The organism is Peptoniphilus sp. Marseille-Q6390 (assembly GCF_965119475.1).
The window spans coordinates 527,850-547,299 of record NZ_CBCPLS010000001.1 but is presented as its reverse complement, the minus strand read 5'-3'; the positions used below and the strand labels follow the sequence as shown (position 1 = coordinate 547,299).

General features: G+C 35.5%; 22 protein-coding genes. All 22 read right to left on the bottom strand.

Features of this window, described 5'->3' with window-relative positions; genetic code table 11:
* Window positions 1-22 precede the first annotated feature (22 nt).
* The 22 genes from ACWPVO_RS02680 to sufC all read right to left on the bottom strand — a co-directional run bounded on the left by ACWPVO_RS02680 (window position 23) and on the right by sufC (window position 19,434).
* A complete protein-coding gene (locus tag ACWPVO_RS02680) occupies window positions 23-673 on the bottom strand; it encodes a potassium channel family protein (protein ID WP_005956632.1) in 651 nt (216 codons plus the stop codon).
* 3 nt (window positions 674-676) lie between these two features.
* On the bottom strand, window positions 677-2,005 hold the full coding sequence (locus ACWPVO_RS02675; RefSeq protein WP_454206351.1) for a TrkH family potassium uptake protein: 1,329 nt from the start codon (window positions 2,003-2,005) through the stop codon (window positions 677-679).
* Window positions 2,006-2,073: 68 nt separating this feature from the next.
* Window positions 2,074-2,424 (bottom strand): 50S ribosomal protein L20, encoded by a 351-nt coding sequence (gene rplT, locus ACWPVO_RS02670; RefSeq protein ID WP_005956682.1) that lies wholly within the window; start codon window positions 2,422-2,424, stop codon window positions 2,074-2,076.
* A gap of 12 nt (window positions 2,425-2,436) precedes the next feature.
* Entirely contained in the window at window positions 2,437-2,628 is a 192-nt protein-coding gene (gene rpmI, locus ACWPVO_RS02665; protein WP_005956626.1) for a 50S ribosomal protein L35, read from the bottom strand.
* A gap of 11 nt (window positions 2,629-2,639) precedes the next feature.
* Complete coding sequence (infC, locus tag ACWPVO_RS02660; RefSeq protein WP_231723709.1) at window positions 2,640-3,260, bottom strand: translation initiation factor IF-3; 621 nt, start codon at window positions 3,258-3,260, stop codon at window positions 2,640-2,642.
* A gap of 73 nt (window positions 3,261-3,333) precedes the next feature.
* On the bottom strand, window positions 3,334-3,951 hold the full coding sequence (gene udk / locus ACWPVO_RS02655; RefSeq protein WP_060799404.1) for a uridine kinase: 618 nt from the start codon (window positions 3,949-3,951) through the stop codon (window positions 3,334-3,336).
* Window positions 3,941-5,170: a peptidase U32 family protein gene (locus ACWPVO_RS02650; protein ID WP_454206348.1), complete on the bottom strand. Its 1,230-nt coding sequence runs from the start codon at window positions 5,168-5,170 to the stop codon at window positions 3,941-3,943. Before ACWPVO_RS02650 ends, udk begins: the two co-directional genes overlap by 11 nt.
* Window positions 5,157-5,813 (bottom strand): O-methyltransferase, encoded by a 657-nt coding sequence (locus ACWPVO_RS02645; protein ID WP_454206346.1) that lies wholly within the window; start codon window positions 5,811-5,813, stop codon window positions 5,157-5,159. Before ACWPVO_RS02645 ends, ACWPVO_RS02650 begins: the two co-directional genes overlap by 14 nt.
* Before the next feature lie 42 nt (window positions 5,814-5,855).
* A complete protein-coding gene (locus ACWPVO_RS02640) occupies window positions 5,856-7,517 on the bottom strand; it encodes a ribonuclease J (protein WP_005956166.1) in 1,662 nt (553 codons plus the stop codon).
* Complete coding sequence (locus ACWPVO_RS02635) at window positions 7,517-7,975, bottom strand: Fur family transcriptional regulator (protein ID WP_005956136.1); 459 nt, start codon at window positions 7,973-7,975, stop codon at window positions 7,517-7,519. The genes ACWPVO_RS02640 and ACWPVO_RS02635 overlap by 1 nt, the downstream gene beginning before the upstream one ends.
* A complete protein-coding gene (locus ACWPVO_RS02630) occupies window positions 7,976-8,221 on the bottom strand; it encodes a DUF1292 domain-containing protein (protein ID WP_005956313.1) in 246 nt (81 codons plus the stop codon). It lies immediately after the preceding gene.
* 8 nt (window positions 8,222-8,229) lie between these two features.
* Complete coding sequence (gene ruvX / locus ACWPVO_RS02625) at window positions 8,230-8,646, bottom strand: Holliday junction resolvase RuvX (protein ID WP_005956077.1); 417 nt, start codon at window positions 8,644-8,646, stop codon at window positions 8,230-8,232.
* A 57-nt stretch (window positions 8,647-8,703) separates the two neighbouring features.
* Window positions 8,704-8,958: an IreB family regulatory phosphoprotein gene (locus ACWPVO_RS02620; RefSeq protein ID WP_005956238.1), complete on the bottom strand. Its 255-nt coding sequence runs from the start codon at window positions 8,956-8,958 to the stop codon at window positions 8,704-8,706.
* A gap of 48 nt (window positions 8,959-9,006) precedes the next feature.
* The gene (gene alaS / locus ACWPVO_RS02615; RefSeq protein WP_454206342.1) at window positions 9,007-11,619 is read right to left on the bottom strand and encodes an alanine--tRNA ligase; all 2,613 of its coding nucleotides are present in this window, start codon (window positions 11,617-11,619) and stop codon (window positions 9,007-9,009) included.
* A 77-nt stretch (window positions 11,620-11,696) separates the two neighbouring features.
* A complete protein-coding gene (locus tag ACWPVO_RS02610) occupies window positions 11,697-12,980 on the bottom strand; it encodes an AI-2E family transporter (RefSeq protein WP_282925391.1) in 1,284 nt (427 codons plus the stop codon).
* Between the two features lie 4 nt (window positions 12,981-12,984).
* Complete coding sequence (locus ACWPVO_RS02605; protein WP_454206339.1) at window positions 12,985-14,112, bottom strand: cysteine desulfurase family protein; 1,128 nt, start codon at window positions 14,110-14,112, stop codon at window positions 12,985-12,987.
* A gap of 7 nt (window positions 14,113-14,119) precedes the next feature.
* On the bottom strand, window positions 14,120-14,515 hold the full coding sequence (locus ACWPVO_RS02600; protein ID WP_148465366.1) for an RrF2 family transcriptional regulator: 396 nt from the start codon (window positions 14,513-14,515) through the stop codon (window positions 14,120-14,122).
* Window positions 14,516-14,526: 11 nt separating this feature from the next.
* Window positions 14,527-14,982, bottom strand: coding sequence for a Fe-S cluster assembly sulfur transfer protein SufU (sufU, locus tag ACWPVO_RS02595; protein ID WP_148465365.1), 456 nt, complete (start codon window positions 14,980-14,982; stop codon window positions 14,527-14,529).
* Window positions 14,972-16,213: a cysteine desulfurase gene (locus ACWPVO_RS02590; RefSeq protein WP_413013248.1), complete on the bottom strand. Its 1,242-nt coding sequence runs from the start codon at window positions 16,211-16,213 to the stop codon at window positions 14,972-14,974. Before ACWPVO_RS02590 ends, sufU begins: the two co-directional genes overlap by 11 nt.
* On the bottom strand, window positions 16,214-17,263 hold the full coding sequence (locus ACWPVO_RS02585; protein ID WP_454206336.1) for a SufB/SufD family protein: 1,050 nt from the start codon (window positions 17,261-17,263) through the stop codon (window positions 16,214-16,216).
* 7 nt (window positions 17,264-17,270) lie between these two features.
* On the bottom strand, window positions 17,271-18,650 hold the full coding sequence (sufB, locus tag ACWPVO_RS02580; protein ID WP_250342633.1) for a Fe-S cluster assembly protein SufB: 1,380 nt from the start codon (window positions 18,648-18,650) through the stop codon (window positions 17,271-17,273).
* Between the two features lie 37 nt (window positions 18,651-18,687).
* On the bottom strand, window positions 18,688-19,434 hold the full coding sequence (gene sufC, locus ACWPVO_RS02575) for a Fe-S cluster assembly ATPase SufC (RefSeq protein ID WP_454206334.1): 747 nt from the start codon (window positions 19,432-19,434) through the stop codon (window positions 18,688-18,690).
* Between the last annotated feature and the right edge of the window lie 16 nt (window positions 19,435-19,450).

The window sequence follows — 19,450 nt, the reverse complement described above, 5'->3', positions numbered from 1 at the left end:
TTTTATTTTTATTTATAAATTTTTAGTTTTCTTCTATAAACCTTTTGATGTCCTTATCTGAACCCACAACTGTTAAGATGTCCTCTTCCTTGATCTTAAAATCAGAGTTTGGATTTACATAATTTTCTCCATTCCTCTTTACCATTAAGATATTGAAGTTGTAGTCCTCCCTTAGTCCAAGCTCAGTAAGTCCCTTTCCATTCATCTTGACAGGTGCCTTGAAGTCATAAAAGCTGTAGCCCTTGGAAATTTCATCTGAGTTTAACAAGTTGTCGTTGGAAAGATTATTTGCAAGTCTGTATCCAATATCTCTTTCTGGAAAGATGATCTTGTCAGCCCCACACTTTAATAAAATTTTTCCAAACTTATCAGATGTTGCCTTGGCAATAACTCTTTCAATTCCTGCTTCCTTTGATGCAAGGACTGCCATAACTGCTGGCTCAAGACTTTCACCAATGGCAACTATTGCCACGTCATAATTATTTAGGGCAAGCTCTCCTACTGCCTTTTCATCTTCAAGATCACAAACAATTGCCTCAGTAACATTGTCGTTAATTAAATCAATTTTTTCATGATCTGAGTCCACAACTACAACATCGTTTTTCAAATCGTATAATCTAGTGGCTACAGTTGAACCAAATCTCCCACAGCCAAATACAATAAATGTCTTCATAATTTACCCCACTATAATTTTTCCATAAGAATATCTTGTGTGCTTCTTATTTTTTCTATTTAAAATACTTATGCCAAGAGTGGCTGCTCCAACTCTACCTATATACATCAAAACTATTAAGATTAGCTTTGAAAGAGGACTTAAGTTTGGAGTGATTCCCCTAGTAACTCCCACTGTGCCAAGGGCCGATACAATTTCATAAAGGATATCAAGGTATAAGAATTTTCCATTTTCAATAATTGTTATCCAAAGTGATGAAAAAATTACCAAGAAAGATCCCAATGTAAATATACAAAGGCTCTTTAAGAGGGCTTCACGAGAAATTGTCTTGTGAAAAATTTCTGTTTCATCATTTCCCCTTAAAACAGATAGGGTTGAGAATAACAAGACCCCAAAAGTTGTTGTCTTAATACCGCCACCAGTGGAAGCTGGCGATGCACCAATAAACATAAGTATTATAGTTACAATAACAGAACCCTCTTGCATCTTGCCAATGTCGATAGTGTTAAATCCTGCAGTTCTAGATGTAGCTGACATGAAGAAGGAGGCCAAAATTTTTCCCTTTAAGCTCAAGCCTTCCATAGAACCACCCTTGTGCTCTAAGATAAAGAAGGCAAGACTTCCCACTAGAATTAGGATGCTTGTAATTGATATAACAACCTTGGAGTGGAGGGTCAAGTTCCTAAACTTCCTCTTCTTGTATATATCAAGATAAACTGTAAAGCCAAGACCACCAAAAATTATTAGAAAGGCTATGACAAGATTAACAGTTATGTTGTCTACATAGTCTACAAGGGAGTTGCCTATAATATCAAAACCTGCGTTACAAAAGGCTGACACTGCATGGAAGAGAGAAAATAAAATTCCCCTTTCCAAACCAAAGTCTGGAATGAATCTTGTTGCAAGTAAGACTGCCCCAATAAGTTCCACACTTAAAGAAAACTTAATAATGTAGATAACAAGTCTAATGATCCCCTTGCTTGTATCAGCATTAGTTTGTTCCTTTATAATTCTTCTCTGAGTGATTCCAATTTTTTTATTTAAGACAAGAGCTATTAGGGACAAGAAGACCATTGTTCCCAAGCCACCTATTTGTATTAAAGTTATGATTACAAGTTTTCCAAAAACTGTCCACTGAGTCGCAGTGTTGGCAACAATGAGTCCTGTTACACAAGAAGCAGACGTCGATGTGAATAGGGCATTTAAAAATCCAATTGATACTCCATCTGCTGATGCAAGAGGAAGGTTTAATAAAATCGCCCCAAAGAGAATCAATCCAAAAAATGAAAGGCAGACCATAAGAGGTGGATTATTTTTTATTTTTCTAATCATAGTTTCCTCGTTAAATATATTTTTTCAAACTCATTATACAAAAAATGCTCCCAAAAGGGAGCAATAATTTATTGTTCTTTTGCAATTTCAACTAGTTTTGCAAAGCCAGCTGGATCATTAATTGCCATTTCAGAAAGCATCTTTCTATTAATAGTGATGTTTGCTTTCTTAAGACCGCTAATGAATTTTGAATAGCTCATGCCATTAATTCTTGCAGCTGCATTAATTCTTGTAATCCAAAGTTTTCTAAAATCTCTTTTTCTTTGTTTTCTACCAATGTAAGCATAGTTAAGAGATTTCATAACAGCTTGGTTAGCAGTTCTAAATAATTTTGATTTAGCACCAAAATATCCCTTGGATTGCTTTAGTATATTCTTATGTCTTTTTTTAGCGTTAACGCCTCTTTTTACTCTAGCCATTTTTACCTCCTATTAAGGGATCATGTGATCAATTCTTCTTTGATCACCTTTAGAAACCGTACTGCTCTTTCTAAGTTTTCTTAGTCTCTTAGCAGTTTTCTTACCTGTTAAATGTCCTTTAAAAGCGTAAAATCTCTTAAGCTTTCCAGAACCTGTTCTCTTAAACCTCTTCGCGGAAGCTCTGTGAGTTTTCATCTTTGCCATAAAAATCCTCCTTAATTATCAGACTTGTCGCTGTCTTTTCTTTCTGAAAGGAACATAACTAAACTTCTTCCTTCCATTTTGGGTTTTTTGTCCACAACTCCATACTCAGAAATTAAATCATAAAACTTGTCGAGAACTTCTCTACCAAGATCAGTATGACCCATCTCTCTACCTCTAAATCTAACTGAAACCTTAACTCTATCACCGTTTTTTAAGAAATCAATAGCTCTATTGGCCTTAGTATTCAAGTCATGGTCTTCAATGTTTGGACTAAATCTTAGTTCCTTAACATTGATAACTTTTTGCTTTTTTCTAGCTTCTTTTTCTTTTTTCTCTTGCTCGTATCTGTATTTACCATAGTCCATTATACGACATACTGGTGGTTTTGCGTTTGGCGCAACGTTCACTAGGTCAAGTTTTTTAGTTGTAGCCAAGTCGATGGCTTGATTTCTGGACACAACACCAAGTTGATTGCCCTCATCATCTACTAATCTGACTTCCTTTTCTCTTATCTCTTCATTGATTTGAAGTTCTTTAATTTCTAAGCACCTCCGTAAATTAAAAAAGCGGGCACCTAAAAAGATGCCCGCAAATTCATCGTAATTTTCAAATAACCTAAATGACTGAGCCATTAGGTGAGAAGCGGACTTCTTCTTTAATAACAAAGACAATGATAACACATAGGTTACCCCTTGTCAAACACTTTTATACCAAAGATTTAATTTTTTGGTACAAAATATCTATGGCCACCTCGTTTTCGCCACCCTCTGGGATAATTAGGTCTGCATACCTTTTTGATGGCTCAACAAATTGGAGATGTGATGGTCTAACTGTTGAAAGGTACTGATCAATAACTGAGTCAAGTGACCTTCCTCTCTCAAGCATGTCTCTCTTTATTCTTCTAATGATTCTCACATCGGCATCAGTATCAACAAAAACTTTTATGTCCATGATGTCGATTAGGTTGACTTCATTAAAGATTAAAATTCCCTCAAGAATAATAATTGGTTTTGCTTCAACAATTTCCTTTTCTTTTTTTCTGTTGTGAAGGGCAAAGTCATAAATTGGTTTCTCAATAGACTTGCCATCCTTTAACATTTCTAAGTGTTCAAACAAGAGGTCATTGTCAAAGGCAAGGGGATGGTCATAGTTAGTCTTAACTCTTTCTTCAAAGACTAAGTTTGATTGGTCCTTGTAATAGGAGTCCTGCTCAATAACAGAGACCTTGTCCCTTCCAATTAAATCAATTAGTTTTTTGGTAACAGTACTCTTGCCGCTACCACTTCCACCGCATATTCCAATAATACAGGCCTTATTCTTCATTTTCTCTCCTCAAAATAAATCCTTTTTTAATAGGTTGGTCGATTTTAATTTTAAAAATTTGCTTTGCCTTATTTGCAACGTCGATTTCTCTATCCTTATCATCTAACATCTTTTCTATCTTGTAGTCAAAATGTTTTACGCCAGGTCCAAAGATTTCAATTTCTTCACCAACAAAGACCCTATTTCTTTGTTCGATTGTCGCAATCTTTGTGTCCTCATCATAGTCTAATACAATTCCCACAAAGTCGTAACCCCTGATGTAGGAGTTGTCCTTATATACTTGTGAATTTTCATTAGCTTGTCCAAAGAAGAAACCTGTTGTGAAATCTCTGTGACTTACCTTTTTAATTTCTTCTAATAGTGATGGGTCGTACTTGTAATTTTCTGGATCTTTATAGTAAGCATCAATTGCCATCCTGTAAGACCTAATTACTGTTGCAAGATAGTATTCACTTTTCACACGTCCTTCAATCTTTAGGCTGGCAATACCAGCTTCAATCATTTCGTCAATGTGTTCAATCATGCAAAGGTCCTTGGAGTTCATTATAAAAGTTCCCTCGTCGTGTTCTTCTATTGGGAAGTATTCTCCAGGTCTCTTCTCTTCAACTAGGTGGTACTTATACCTGCAAGGTTGAGCACAGTCACCCATGTTGGCATCTCTTCCTGTCATGTAATTTGATAGAAGGCATCTTCCTGAGTAGGACATACACATGGCACCGTGGGCAAAAGTTTCAACTTCTATAGAGTCACCAACTTCTTTAATAATATCAGCTACTTCTTTTAGGCTTAGCTCTCTTGCCATTACAACTCTTTCTGCTCCTAGCTTTTGCCAGAATTTTACAGTTTCCACATTGGTTACTGACCCTTGAGTTGAAATATGGATTGGAAAGTCTGGTGCAACTTCCTTAACCTTCATAAACATACCTGGATCAGCAACTATAAGGGCGTCAACTCCAATTTCATATAGTTCTTTGATGTAGTCCTCTACACCTTCCATGTCATGGTTGTGGGGAATTATGTTAAGAGTTACGTGGATTTTCTTTCCCCTCTCGTGTAAATAATCCGTTGCCCACTTAATATCTTCCATGGAGAAGTTTTTGGAAGCTTTTCTAAGTCCAAAACTTTCTCCTCCAAGATACACTGCATCAGCACCATATTCCACTGCAGTTTTTAATTTATTTATATCACCTGCTGGTGCTAAAAGTTCAATCTTCTTCATCTTTTCTCCTTACTAAAAGTATTCCGTCCCCAATTGGTATAACTGATGAGTCAAATCTCTCATCACCGGAAATATCTTTTAAAAACTTCCTAAGTCTTTTTACAATTGTTATCTTTCTTCTCTTAACTAGGGAGTCTTCTGCTATCATTCCCTTGAATAGAACATTGTCGCAGAGGATTATCCCTCCCTCATTTAAATTCTTAAGGGCCTCATCAAAATATTTTTCATATTGTCCCTTGGCTGCATCTATAAATATAAAGTCGTATTTTTCATCCAAGTCTAAAAGAAAATCATAGGCGTCACTGTGATGAACCTTTATCCTATCTTCTAGGCCCACTTCAAGAATATTTCTTCTCGCAATTTCTACCATTTCTTCTTTTAACTCTACGCTGTCAATTTTTTCTATGCACTTATTCCTCTTGGCAAAGGAAATAGAAGAATAGCCTATGGCAGTTCCAAGCTCAAGGATTTTCTTGGGCTTATGCATTGCAAGAAGGAAGTTGATAAACTCTTCACTTTCCCTCTCCACTATTGGAACGTGATTTTCTTCTGCGTAATCCATCATCTCGCGAAGTTTTTCATCTTTTAAATCTTTTAAATCTCTTAAATAATCTTCTATATAATCGTAATTTATATTTGGCATAATTCCTCTAAAAAAGGGAACCTCGTAGATTCCCTAAATATCCTAAACCTCCATAATAATTGGTAAAATCATAGGATTTCTCTTTGTGTTTTTGAAAATATATGATCTCAAGTTATCTCTTATATCAGACTTAAGTCCATTCCAATCCCTTAAGTTGTCACGTGAATCGTCGTTAAGAATTTTTCTAACAACATTCTTTGCATCTTCAATAAGGTCTTCTGACTCTCTTACATATACAAAACCTCTTGAAATAATGTCTGGACCTGAAACAACCTTACCTTCTTTTGTCAAGGAGATAACAACAATTATTAGTCCGTCTTCTGACAAGTGTCTTCTGTCTCTTAGGACGATGTTACCAACGTCACCAACTCCAAGTCCGTCAACAAGGATGTTGCCAGATGGAACATCTCCAACAAGCTTTGCAGACTTTTGTGAAATTTCAAGACAGTTTCCATTTTCCATTATAAAAATATTTTCTTCATCCATGCCCATTTGTTGCGCAATCTTAGCGTGCTTCATAAGGTGTCTTACTTCACCGTGAGCAGGTATAAAGTATTTTGGTTTTACTAGGCTTAAGATAAGTTTTAACTCTTCTTGACATGCGTGACCAGAAACGTGAATTTCTGATAAGGTTTCGTAAATTACCTTGGCTCCTCTTTCAAGAAGTCTATTTATTACCTTGGTAACAGCATTTTCATTTCCTGGTATTGGAGTTGCTGAAAGAATAATTGCATCATTTGGTGTAAGCTGAATTTTTCTATGTTCTCCATAGGCAATTCTTGTAAGAGCTGACATTGGCTCTCCTTGTGAACCTGTTGTAATTAATACAAGCTCACTGTCGTCATACTTATCCATATCCTTGATGTCGATAAAAGTATCCTTTTTAACCCTAAATTGTCCAAGCTTTCTCGCTGTTTCTGTTACATTTACCATGGACCTACCAGATAAAACAACCTTCCTTCCATACTTTTCTGCAGAGTTAATAATTTGTTGAACCCTGTGAACATTGGATGCAAAAGTTGCAATAATAATTCTGTTGTCTGACAAACTTTGGAAAAGCCTATTAAAAGTTTCTCCAACCTTGGACTCACTCATTGTGTAGCCTTCTCTTAGGACATTTGTAGATTCACCAATCATGGCAAGTACGCCCTTTTGACCAATTTCTGCAATTCTAGTTAAGTTAATTGGCTCTCCACTAATTGGAGTAAAGTCAACCTTGAAGTCACCAGAGTGGTAAACATATCCAAGTGGTGTCTTAATTGCAAGGGCACAAGCATCAGGAATAGAGTGGTTTACATTTATCCATTCAACTTCCATTTTTCCAAGTTTAACAACATCACCAGCGCTTACTACATGAAGTTTGTCTCTAGAAAGTCTGTGTTCCTTTAATTTGTTTTCTAATAATCCAATTGTCAGTCCTGTTCCATAAATGTCTAGGTCTAATTTTCTTAGCACATATGGAATAGCTCCAATATGGTCTTCGTGACCATGAGTTAGGACAAGTCCCCTTATCCTGTGTTTGTTGTTTTCTAGATAAGTTACATCTGGTATTACTACATCAATACCAAGCATTTCGTCTTCTGGGAAAGTCATACCACAGTCTATGATGATGATGTCATCTCTATATTCAACTAGTGTAAGATTCTTTCCGATTTCGTGAAGTCCTCCCAGGGGAATTATCTTCACCTTATTTGTGTTTTTCATTAATTTGCCTTCTCCTCAATTTTGTGTTGGCAGTCTTCGCAATAACCCATAAATTTTAGAGTGTGGTCAACAATTTTAAAATTCTTCTCTTTCTCTATTTTAGCTTCTAGTTCATTTAAGTTGTCAATGTCAACTTCTTCTACTTTTCCGCAATTCATGCAAACGAGATGGTGGTGCCTATGTCCTTCACTTGGTACTCTCAGTTCATATCTCAAAATATTATCATCAAAAGCAATTTGATCTAAGACTCCAAGCTTGTGGAATAATTGCACAGTCCTGTAAATAGTTGCAATTCCCATTTCTGGGTCTTTTTTTGCAACTAAGTTATAAACTTCTTCTGTCGTCAAGTGTTTGTCCTTGTTGTCCAGAAAAATTTCATAGACTTTTGCCCTCTGTTTAGTGTATTTATATCCACTCTCTTTTAAGATTTTTTTAACAGGTTCAACGTTTCTTTTCATTTATTCACCGTCTAATTCATCTAATAGTTCTTCATAAGCTTTGCTTGCAACTTCTAACTCGTCATCATCGATGCCAGCAAGAAGCTCGTCACCATTTTCGTCCTCAATTATTTTTAAAATATATACTTCTGGATTTTCCTCGTCAGTATAGAGTGCGACATAATCAATGTCCTCAACAGAAAATTTTGCATCAACAAAAAATTCAACTTCTTTATCATTTTCGTCATATAGTTTTATTTTTTCCATCTTATCACCTATAAATTTATTCTATCCAGATAGGATTGCAGGATATAAGTCGCAGCAATTTTATCTATATATTTTTTCCTATTTTCTCTTCGAACAGAACCTTCTATTAAAACTTGTTCAGCCATTAAAGTGGTCATTCTCTCGTCAACATACTCAATTTCTACTTTAAATTTGTTTTTTAATTTTTCTGCAAACTTGATTACTTTTTCACTTTGTGGCCCAATAGTATTGTTCATGTTCTTTGGAAGACCTACCACTACTTTTTCTACATTGTTCTCTTTTATAATTTCATGAATTTTCTCATAGGCTATCTTATTAGATTCTCTTTTTATTGTCATAAGAGGTTGTGCAGTAAGCATTAGGGCATCACTTATGGCAACCCCAATCCACACATCTCCTACGTCAAGGCCTAAAATTTTATTCATTTAACCACAACCTTTACAGGTACATATATAATATGTAAAAGAGATGGTCAAGCCATCTCAAATTTTTTCTAAATAAACTTTTAACATTTCTTGTAAAAGCTCGTCACGCTCTACTTCTTGTATCATGGATCTTGCATTATCATGGCTTGTGATATATGTGGGATCACCTGATAATATATATCCTATAATTTGGTCAGTTGGGTTGTATCCCTTTTCTTCTAGAGCATTATAAACTGTTCTTAAAATACTCTTAATTCTTTCTTGTTCCAAAATGCTTTTTTCAAAAATTTGTGTATTGTTATTTTGACCCATAATTACCTCCAAATAGATTATACCATAAAAGTATCTATTTTGACATTATTATAAGAGCTCATCTAGCTTATTTAGAGCTTCTTCCACCTTGTTTAAGTCCTTTGCACCAGCAGTTGCCATATCAGGTCTACCGCCTCCTCCACCGCCAGCTACTTTGGCGATTTCTTTGATTAGTTTACCTGCAGCAATCTTTTTCTCTACAAGATCCTTGGAAACTGCACATACAAAGTTTAGTTTATCATCATTTACTGCAGCAAATAAAACAACAACTGATCCAAGCTTATTTCTAACTTCGTCAGCTAGGTCACGAAGAGTATTAACATCTACTCCATCGAACTTTTTGATTACATACTTGATTCCATTCTTTTCTCTAACATCACCTGTTATATCAGAAATTTGATCCTTAGCAAGATCATGTTCAAGTTTTTCAAGATTTTTATTTGCTTCTTTAAGATTTTTAATATTTAATTTTATCTTTTGAATTATTTCATCCTTATTGGATTTTAATTCACTAGCTATTTCTTCTTCTTTTGCACTTAAGTTGTTTAAATATTCATAAACAGCTGGTCCAGTAATGGATTCAATTCTTCTAACCCCATTACTTATACCACTTTCAGATAGGATTTTAAACATGGAAATCTCTGAAGTGTTGGATACGTGAGTACCACCACAAAGTTCACGAGAGTAATCTCCCATAGATAAGACCCTAACTTGGTCTTGGTATTTGCCTTCGAAAAGTCCAATAGCGCCCATTTCCTTGGCTTCTTCAAGTCCTGTTACTTTCGTTTCAACCGGAAGTCCTTCAAAGATTTTTTCATTAACTCTTCTTTCTACTTCGGCAATTTCTTCTTTTGTCATTGCATCGAAGTGAGAGAAGTCAAATCTCATCCTATCAGCCATAACTAAGGAACCTGCTTGGTTTACATGGCTACCTAAAACATCTTTAAGAGCTCTGTGAAGTAAGTGAGTTACAGAGTGGTTTCTTCTTATATTGTTTCTTCTCTTAGAATCAATAATAGCCTTAACTGGTGCTTTTTCTAGCTTTCCTTCTTCAACTTTTACAAGGTGAAGGTGAAGTCCATCCTTAGTTTTCTTTGTATCAGTAACTCTTAACTTGAAGTTGTCTGAAATAATTTCACCAGTGTCTCCAACTTGACCACCACTTTCTCCATAGAAAGTTGTCTTATCAAGAACTACAAGGCCTTCTTGACCTTCTTCAAGGGAATCAACAATTTCATCATCAGCAATTATTCTTGTAATATTTGCATCACATTCATCTTTTTCATAGCCTAGGAACTCATCACTAAGTCCTTCAAAAAGATGCTTGTTGTCTTGGTTAGCCCAGCCAACATTGGAGTCGTTTCTAGCTTCTCTGGCTCTTCTCTTTTGGTCATCCATTTCTTTTTGGAAACCTTCCATGTCAACGTCATAGCCGTCTTCTCTGAGGATTTCTTCTGTTAAGTCAATTGGGAAACCATAAGTGTCATAAAGCTTAAAGGCTTTTTCTCCATCTAATAGCTTTTCATTGTTTTCCTTCATTTCATCTATGTGGGCCTTAAGTCTAACTAGACCACCATCAATAGTTTCCAAGAATTTTTCTTCTTCTCTTCTAATGATTTCTTTTATGGATTCTCTGTTTTCCTTAAGTTCTGTGTATTGTTCGCCCCAAGAGTTAATTACCATGTCAGCTATTTCATATAAGAAGGCTCTTTCGATGCCAAGTTTTCTTCCATGTCTTGCAGCTCTTCTTATAAGTCTTCTAAGTACATAGCCTCTTCCTTCATTAGAAGGGACAATTGTATCAGAAATCATGAAAGTCATAGCCCTAATGTGGTCAGTAATTACCCTAAAGGATATATCTGCATTTTTATCTTGGCCATATTTTTTGCCAGAAACTTTTGCAATTTCTTGGATAATATCTTTTATTGCATCAATTTCAAAAATGTTGTCAGTTCCTTGTAGGACAGTTGCAATTCTTTCAAGTCCCATACCTGTATCAATATTTGGATGAGCTAGAGGTTTGTAGTTACCTTCTTCGTCCTTGTCGAATTGAGTGAATACAAGGTTCCAAACTTCAATAAATCTGTCTCCTTCTCCACCAGGTCTTTCATCTTCAGATCCGTGTTCAAGTCCCCTGTCAACATAAATTTCAGAACATGGACCAGATGGACCAACTTCTAGTTCCCAGAAGTTATCTTCTTTGCCAAGTCTAATTATTTTTTCTTCGTCGATTCCCACTACATCCTTCCAGATGTTATAGGCTTCGTCGTCTTCATAATAAACTGTGACCCAAAGATCTTCTTTTGGAATTTCAAGATTAACTGTTAAAAATTCCCAAGCCCATGGAATTACTTCGTGCTTGAAGTAATCACCAAAGGAGAAGTTCCCTAGCATTTCAAAAAATGTTGCGTGTCTATCTGTTAAACCTACGTTATCTATGTCGCCAGTTCTAATACATTTTTGGCAAGTTGTAACTCTTTTTGCAGGAGGAATTTCTTCGCCAGTGAAAAATTTCTTCATTGGTGCCATTCCAGCTCCTATTAAAAGAAGTGATTTATCATTTTTTGGAATTAGTGAAAAACTTGGTAGTATGAAGTGTCCTTTTGATTCAAAAAATTTTAAAAACTCTGTTCTTATATCGTGTAAACCTAAATATTTCATAAACAACTCCTATTAAAAATCCTCCCATACCCTGGGAGGATGTGCTATAAATATTATAATTATAAAGAATATGAATGTCAATTAGAGCTATACCTATCGTTGTATTTTATTTTGATAAAATCAACGAGTATAAAGATAATTGACGTCAATGGAACGGAGATAACCATTCCCCATACACCAAAGATTCCACCACCAATAATTATTGAAATTAAAATTACGAGTGGGTTGAGTCCTGTTGAGTCTCCAATAAGTTTTGGTGCAAGAATATTATTTTCTACCCATTGAACTATTACAAATAATATTAGAACCCAAAGGGCCTTCATTGGTGAGTCCATAAAGGCAAATAAAACTGCCGGCGCACAACCAAGGAAAGGACCAATAAAAGGAATTATATCTGCAACACAAGTTATAAGACCAATTATTATGGCAAAGTCCACTCTTAATACTAAGAGGTAGATCATTGTGAGTAAGCCCACAAATATTGCCATAAGCATTCTTCCTCTTATAAATTGTTGAAGGGCTATATCAATGTTCCTTGTCAAGTAAGAAATGTCTTCTCTATGTTTATTTGGTATTGCCTTCTTCACTCTCAACATAAATCTTTCCTTGTCCACTGAAAAGTAGAAAGAAAAAATAATTATTAAGACTAACCTAAAGGCTGAAGTTAAAAATCCATAAAGTTTAGAAATCACATTTGAAAGTGAACCCATTAGTGACCCCTGAACTTTTACTATTAAGTCGTTAATAGTGCCCTTAATAGAGTCCAAGATGTTAGAAACTATTTGTGGAGTCTCTACATTTCCATTTACCTTTGGATTTGTTTCTTTGTAAATGTTTATAAAGTTTTCTGGTAGTTCGATGTTAAACTTGGCAAATACATTTGACAAGAAATTGTTAAATTCTCTTATTAATGTATCCACCATACCAGGTAAACTTGTAAGAAGATTTGAAACTTCGTTAATCGTTTTTGGAATTACAGAAACTATTAAAATTCCAAAAATAAGTATGGCTGAGATGTAAACTATTATTACACCAAACTGTCTCTTGACTCCCTTTCTCTCCAAGTAGTTTACTATTGGATTGATTATATAAGCAAAAATTATTGCGATTATAACCGATGAAAGTGTGTAGCCAAGGATTGGGAACTTATTAAAGAGTATGTTTATTAAGTAAAAAATAAGTATCCCCAAAAATATTTTTGTGATAAGGCTTAGGTCTATATTTATTCTCTTCTTGCCTTCTATATACCTGTTCCCAATATTTATTAGATAGTATATTGCTAAAAATATTAAAAGAATAGAGAGGATGACAAGGGCATAAATCATAAATCTAGCAGCGTTACCAGATATTTGCTCTAACATAATATCACCTGTTCTTGAACTTTTTCATCCCTTGATTTATTTTTTCCACTACGTAATCACATTCTTCTTTTGTGTTTTCGTGATTTAGGGAAAGTCTAAGCATAGAAAGTGAATCTTCTTCACTTCTTCCTATTGCCCTTAAAACATGAGATGGGTTAATGCTTCCTGCTGCACAAGCAGATCCAGAAGAAACACATATATCAAACATATCAAGATACTGCACCATGGTTTGAGGCTTAGTATTTTTTAAAGTGATATTTATATTTCCAGGAAGTCTATTTTCTCTAGGACCATTTAAAATTATTCCATCTACATTCAAAAGTTTTTCTATTGTATAATCTCTCAAATCTCTTGTGTAAGATGAATAGTCCTCAATATTATTGTAAGCATCTTCCATTGCTCTTGCAAGTCCAACTATTGATGCAAGATTTTCTGTTGATGCCCTCCTTCCTCTTTCCTGTTCGCCACCATCTAGGAAGTTATCTAGGTCTATTCCTTCTCTAAGGTAAAGGACCCCAACTCCCTTAGGTGCTCCAAGCTTGTGACCTGATAAGGAAAGCATGTCTACTCCAATGTCTTTGATTTTAAATTTTATATTTCCTATAGCTTGGACTGCGTCTGTGTGAAATAAAATATTTTTTTCTCTAGCTATTTTTGAAATTTCAGCAAGTGGTTCTATAGTTCCTATTTCATTGTTGGCAAACATAATTGAAATAAGTCTTGTGGAATCTTTAATTGAATTTTCAATTTCTCTTAAGTCAACAAAACCTTCTTCATCAACTGAAACAAGACTAGTTTCTCCTCCCCAACTTTCAATTTTTTTCAGTGAATTTAAAACTGCTGGGTGTTCAATCCTTGATGAGATAAGGTGATTTTCTTGATTGGGTAAGAGTGAACCCTTTAGGGCCCAGTTATCTGATTCAGACCCTGAGGAAGTAAAGTAAATTTCACTTGCCTTTACTCCCAAGATCTCTGCAATTTTTATTCTTGAATTTTCTATTGCTGCCCTAGATCTTTGACCCAGTGAATAGATAGCCGATGGATTACCATAATTTTCTTTTAAATAAGGAAGCATGGCTTCAAAAGCACTGTCTGTGATCCTAGTAGTTGCAGCATTGTCCATGTAAATCATAGGGGCCTCACATGTCTGCTAGAGTCATGGACTCCATGACACCTTCAATTTGGCCTTGAAGTTTAGATAAGATATCTCTTGTTGCACAATCAGCTTGCTTGCCACAAGCAACATTTTTTCCAAGGTCGCAGCAGGAAAGAGAAATATCTCCCTCAAGGGCATTTATAATTTCTCCAATTGCTATGTTTTGTGGGTCTCTTGCTAAGACATAACCTCCTCCTGCACCCCTAATTGATTTGACAAGATCTGCCTTTCTAAGAAGGGTGAAGAGTTGTTCCAAATATGATTCAGAAAGATTTTCATCTTTTGCTATATCCTTTAAGGCTATGGGACCCTTGCCCATATTTTCCTTTAAGTTGTACATGGCCATTAGGCCGTAACGACCCTTTGTAGATAATTTCATCTAATCACCTCTTATAATGGATTAAAAGATCCCTTATCTTCATTGTTTTCTAACATGTTTTTTAATGTGTACCAGGATAGGACTGCACACTTTACTCTTGCAGGCAAAGTTGAAATAGATTCAAAGGCAATGGCATCGTCAAGATCTTCCAGCTCATCTGAATCGTCAATCTCTCCCTTTACCATACCAATAAATTTGTCTGCTCTTTCAATAGCTTCTTCAACTTTTATGCCCTTTACATTGTCACACATAATTGAAGTTGAAGCTTGAGAGATGGCACAGCCGTGACCTGTGTAGGATATATCTTCTATGGTGTCATCTTTAATCTTAACTTCAAGAGTGATTTCATCTCCACAACTTGGATTGTGACCAAGTTCTTTTTTTGTGTAGTCTTCTAACTCTCTCCTGTTGTGTTTGTTCCTGGAGTGTTCCAAGATTAATTCTGTGTAAATATTATCAAGATTCAATTCCTAAAATCCTCCTTACATCTTCAAGATGTTCAACAAAATAATCAATTTCTTCCACTGTGTTATAGATTGCAAAACTTGCCCTACAAGAGAAGTTTGAACCCAAGTACCTGTGAAGAGGTTGAGCACAGTGATGACCAGATCTTATGGCAATTCCATAAGTGTCAAGGATTGATGCAACATCGTGAGGGTGAGCTTCTTTAAAATTGAAAGAAATTACTGGGGCCCTGTTCTTGTCACTTGTCGTATAGACTTCAAGATAGTCTAGTTCTTTAAGTTTGCTATAACAGTAGTCAGTTAAAAATCTTTCGTAGTCGTCAATTCTTTCCATACCGTATTTATTTATAAAGTCAATGGCTGCTGCAAGGTTTACTGCCCCTTCAACATTGGCAGTTCCTGCTTCAAACCTTTGTGGTGCATCTAAGAAAGTTGTGTGGTCTTCGTAGACATATTCAATCATGTCGCCACCAGTAAGGAAGACGTCCATCTTGTTTAAGAGTTCTTCTTTACCATAAAGTACACCAATTCCCAAGGCAGAGTACATCTTGTGACCAGAGAAGGCCATAAAGTCAACGTCAAGTTCACTTACATTTACCTTCCTGTGAGGAACTAGTTGTGCTCCATCAAGAATGATTTTCGCATCAGAATTTTCTCTTGCATACTTTACAATTTTTTCTATATCAGGATTTGTTCCAACAACATTAGATGCTCCTGTGATTGAAAGAATCTTTGTGTTCTTGGTAACTTTTTCTTCGATTTCAGAAAATGGAATTTGCATATCATCGTCAACATATAAAAATTTTAACTTTGCTCCAGTTTTCTTACAAACTTCTTGCCAAGGCACAAGGTTGGAGTGGTGTTCCATAATTGAAATTACAATTTCATCGCCCTCTTTTAAGTTATTTAGTCCATAAGAGTAAGCGAGAAGGTTTAAGGCTTCAGTTGCATTTCTAAGAAATACTACTTCTGATGCCTTCCTTGCTCCAATAAAGTCTGCTATCTTTTGTCTTGCATCTTCGTAAACTTCAGTTGACTTCATTGCAAGATAGTGGGCTCCCCTGTGAGGGTTTCCATTTTCACTTTCGTAAAAGTTTTTTATATTGTCAATAATTTCTCTTGGCTTTTGTGTTGTTGCACCATTGTCAAGATAAACTATTGGCTTTCCATTGGGTTTTAAATTTAAAAAGGGAAACTCTTTTCTAATTTCTTCTATTTCATTTTTAGTAAACATTTAATTTCCTCTCTTTATAATTTCTCTAACTGCTTCCCAAACTTCGTCCTTTAACTTTTCATCTCCTAGGGCATCAATAGCTCCAGAGAACTTGGACTCAACTATTAGGGCTTCCGCTTCTTCATAGCTTATGCCCCTAGACATTAGATAAAAAATTTGATTGCCATCAAGCTTACCAGAACTAGATGCGTGGTTACCAACAACATCATCTTCATGAGCAAGCATTAGGGGAACTGAGATTGAGTGAACTGTATCATCAAGTAGTATTGAGTACTCTTCTTCAGAACCCACTGCACCCTTAGCACCTTCTATAAATTGAAGGTTTGACTTAAAGTTCTTTGATGACCTACCCTTTAGGGCTCCATTAACTAAGATGTCTGACTCAGTCTTCTTGCCCTTGTGAATCATGTCATAGTTCATGTTGATGTACTCATCCTTTTGGCCAAAGTAAATTGAATTTACATGACCTTCCGAGTATTCTCCAATTAATTCACACTTGTAGTTTGTGTAAAGTCTAGCTGATCCAAGTTCATATTGGTGGACGCTGACTTTTGCATGGTCTTCTGTATAAACTCCAATAGATTCAAGAACTAGGGACTTGTCATCATCTCTTGCTATTACAAAAACTTCGACTTCAGAGTTTTCTTTTGCAAGGACTTTTATAACAGTATTCCTAAATTTTTCACTGCTGCCACAAGATGTATAGTCAAGGACAACTTTTAATTTTGAATCTTTTTCTGCAACTATGTGATTAAGGTCAAAGAGTTCAGAATATTCATCGTCAAGTTCAAACAACTTGAAGGCTTCTTCTGTCTTTCCTTCTTCACTTGTGTAGGACTTGTAATAGTTTAGGTATTTCCTATTTAAATCTAAGACGTCATTTGATATGCCGTACTTAATATTTTCAAACTCAGAAATTTCTCCTGGATTATCTTCTCCTACTTCTCTATATGATTTCCCTTTAATTTGGGGAATTTCTATTTCTGCTTCATTTACCCTTAAGAAGTCAAAAGTCTTAAAGGCAATTTCATTTCCTATTAATTTATTCATCTTTCACCTACCCAATTGCTCCAACAAGTTCAAGATTAATTAAGTTATTCATCTCAACTGCGTATTCCATAGGAAGTTCCTTAGCTATTGGCTCAGCAAAACCTCTTACTACCATTTCCTTGGCCTCTTGTTCAGAGATACCCCTGGACATTAGGTAGAAGATAACTGAGTCGCTAATCCTTCCGATTTTTGCTTCGTGTCCAATATCAATATTATTGTTTTCAATTTTAATTGTAGGAATAGTGTCTGATCTTGACTTATTATCAAGCATCAAGGACTCACAAGATGTTGCGTTCTTTGCGCCAACAGCATTTTCTTTTATTTCAACAAGTCCCCTGTAAATTGCAATCCCACCAGATTTTGAAATTGATTTTGTATTTACAGTTGAAGTAGTGTGTGGTGCTGCGTGAACAACTTGTGCTCCAGTGTCAAGATTTTGTCCTTCACCTGCAAAGGAGATACCAGTGAATTCACTAGATGCATTTTCTCCCACAAGGATTGACGCTGGGTAAAGCATGGAAACTTTTGAACCAAAGGATCCTGAAACCCATTCGATCTTTCCATCTTTTTCTACTATTGCCCTCTTTGTATTGAGGTTGTACATATTTCTTGACCAGTTTTCTATTGTTGAATACCTAAGAGTTGCGCCTTCTCCAACAAAAAGTTCAACTGCACCTGCGTGTAGGTTTATAACATTGTACTTTGGAGCAGAGCAACCTTCTATAAAGTGACAGTAGGCTCCCTCTTCTATAATAATTAGTGTGTGTTCAAATTGTCCTGCGCCTGGAGCATTAAGTCTAAAGTAAGATTGTAGAGGTATATCTACGTTTACTCCCTTTGGCACATATACAAAGGATCCACCAGACCATACTGCATAGTGAAGGGCTGCGTACTTGTGAAGATTAGGTGTGATACACTTGCTAAAATATTTTTTTACAATTTCAGGATATTCTTTAAGTCCTGTTTCAAAGTCTGTATAAATTACACCTTGGTCTGAAAGATATTTTTGGATGGAGTGGTAAACAACTTCAGAGTCGTATTGAGCTCCAACACCAGAAAGCATGGATTCTTTTTCTGCTTCAGGAATTCCAAGCTTGTCAAAAGTATCCCTAATTTCATCAGGAACATTTTTCCAGTCGTCAGACATATCTGCATCTGGCCTTATATAAGTTGTGATTTCATCCATGTCAACTTCAGAAAGATCTGGACCCCATTTTGGATTTTCTTTTTCGTTAAAGATCTTAAGAGCCTTAAGTCTACTTTCAAGCATCCATTCTGGTTCGTCCTTTTCAGCAGAAATTTGTCTTACAATTTCTTCTGTAAGTCCCTTCTCAGTCTTTGACCTAAATGTGAATTTATTTTTAATGTCATAGACCCCACGGTCCATGTCTTCTACATAAGTTTTTTCTACCTTCTTAACCAAATTATTTCACCTCTTCTCTTATCCAGTTAAATCCTTCTTTTTCGATTTTATCGATTAGAGAAGCGTCTCCTTCTTTTACAATTTCACCATCTAATACAACGTGAACAAAGTCAGGTTTAATGTTGTCGATTAACTCCTTGTGGTGGGTGATAATTAAAACTGCATTGTCCTTGTTTAAATATTTTTCAATACCACTTGATACAATTCTTGTTGCATCAACGTCAAGACCTGAGTCTGTTTCATCAAGAATAGCAAGCTTAGGCTTTAACATTAACATTTGAAGAATTTCATTTTTCTTCTTTTCTCCACCAGAGAAGCCTACGTTTAAATATCTTTCTGCGTAAGAAGAATCCATTTTTAATTCTTCCATTTCCTTCTTAATTTCTTTTTTAAATTTTAAAATTGAAATTGTCTTGTCTTCCTTTAAAGACTTTGCAGTCCTAATAAAGTTTTCTACAGAAATTCCAGGAACTTCTTCTGGAGTTTGGAAGGACATAAATAGTCCCTTGTTTGCTCTCTTGTCTGTAGTAAGATCTGTTATGTCTTCACCATCTAAGTAGATCTTTCCGCTTGTTACATTGTAAACAGGATTGTCCATGATTACATTGGCAAGAGTAGATTTACCAGAACCATTTGGTCCCATGATTACGTGAACTTCGCCGTAATTAATTTTCAAATTTATATTTTTTAAAATTTGCTTTTCCTCTACGCCTGCGCTTAAATTTTCTATTCTCAATAACTCTGTCATACTTCCTCCATTTATT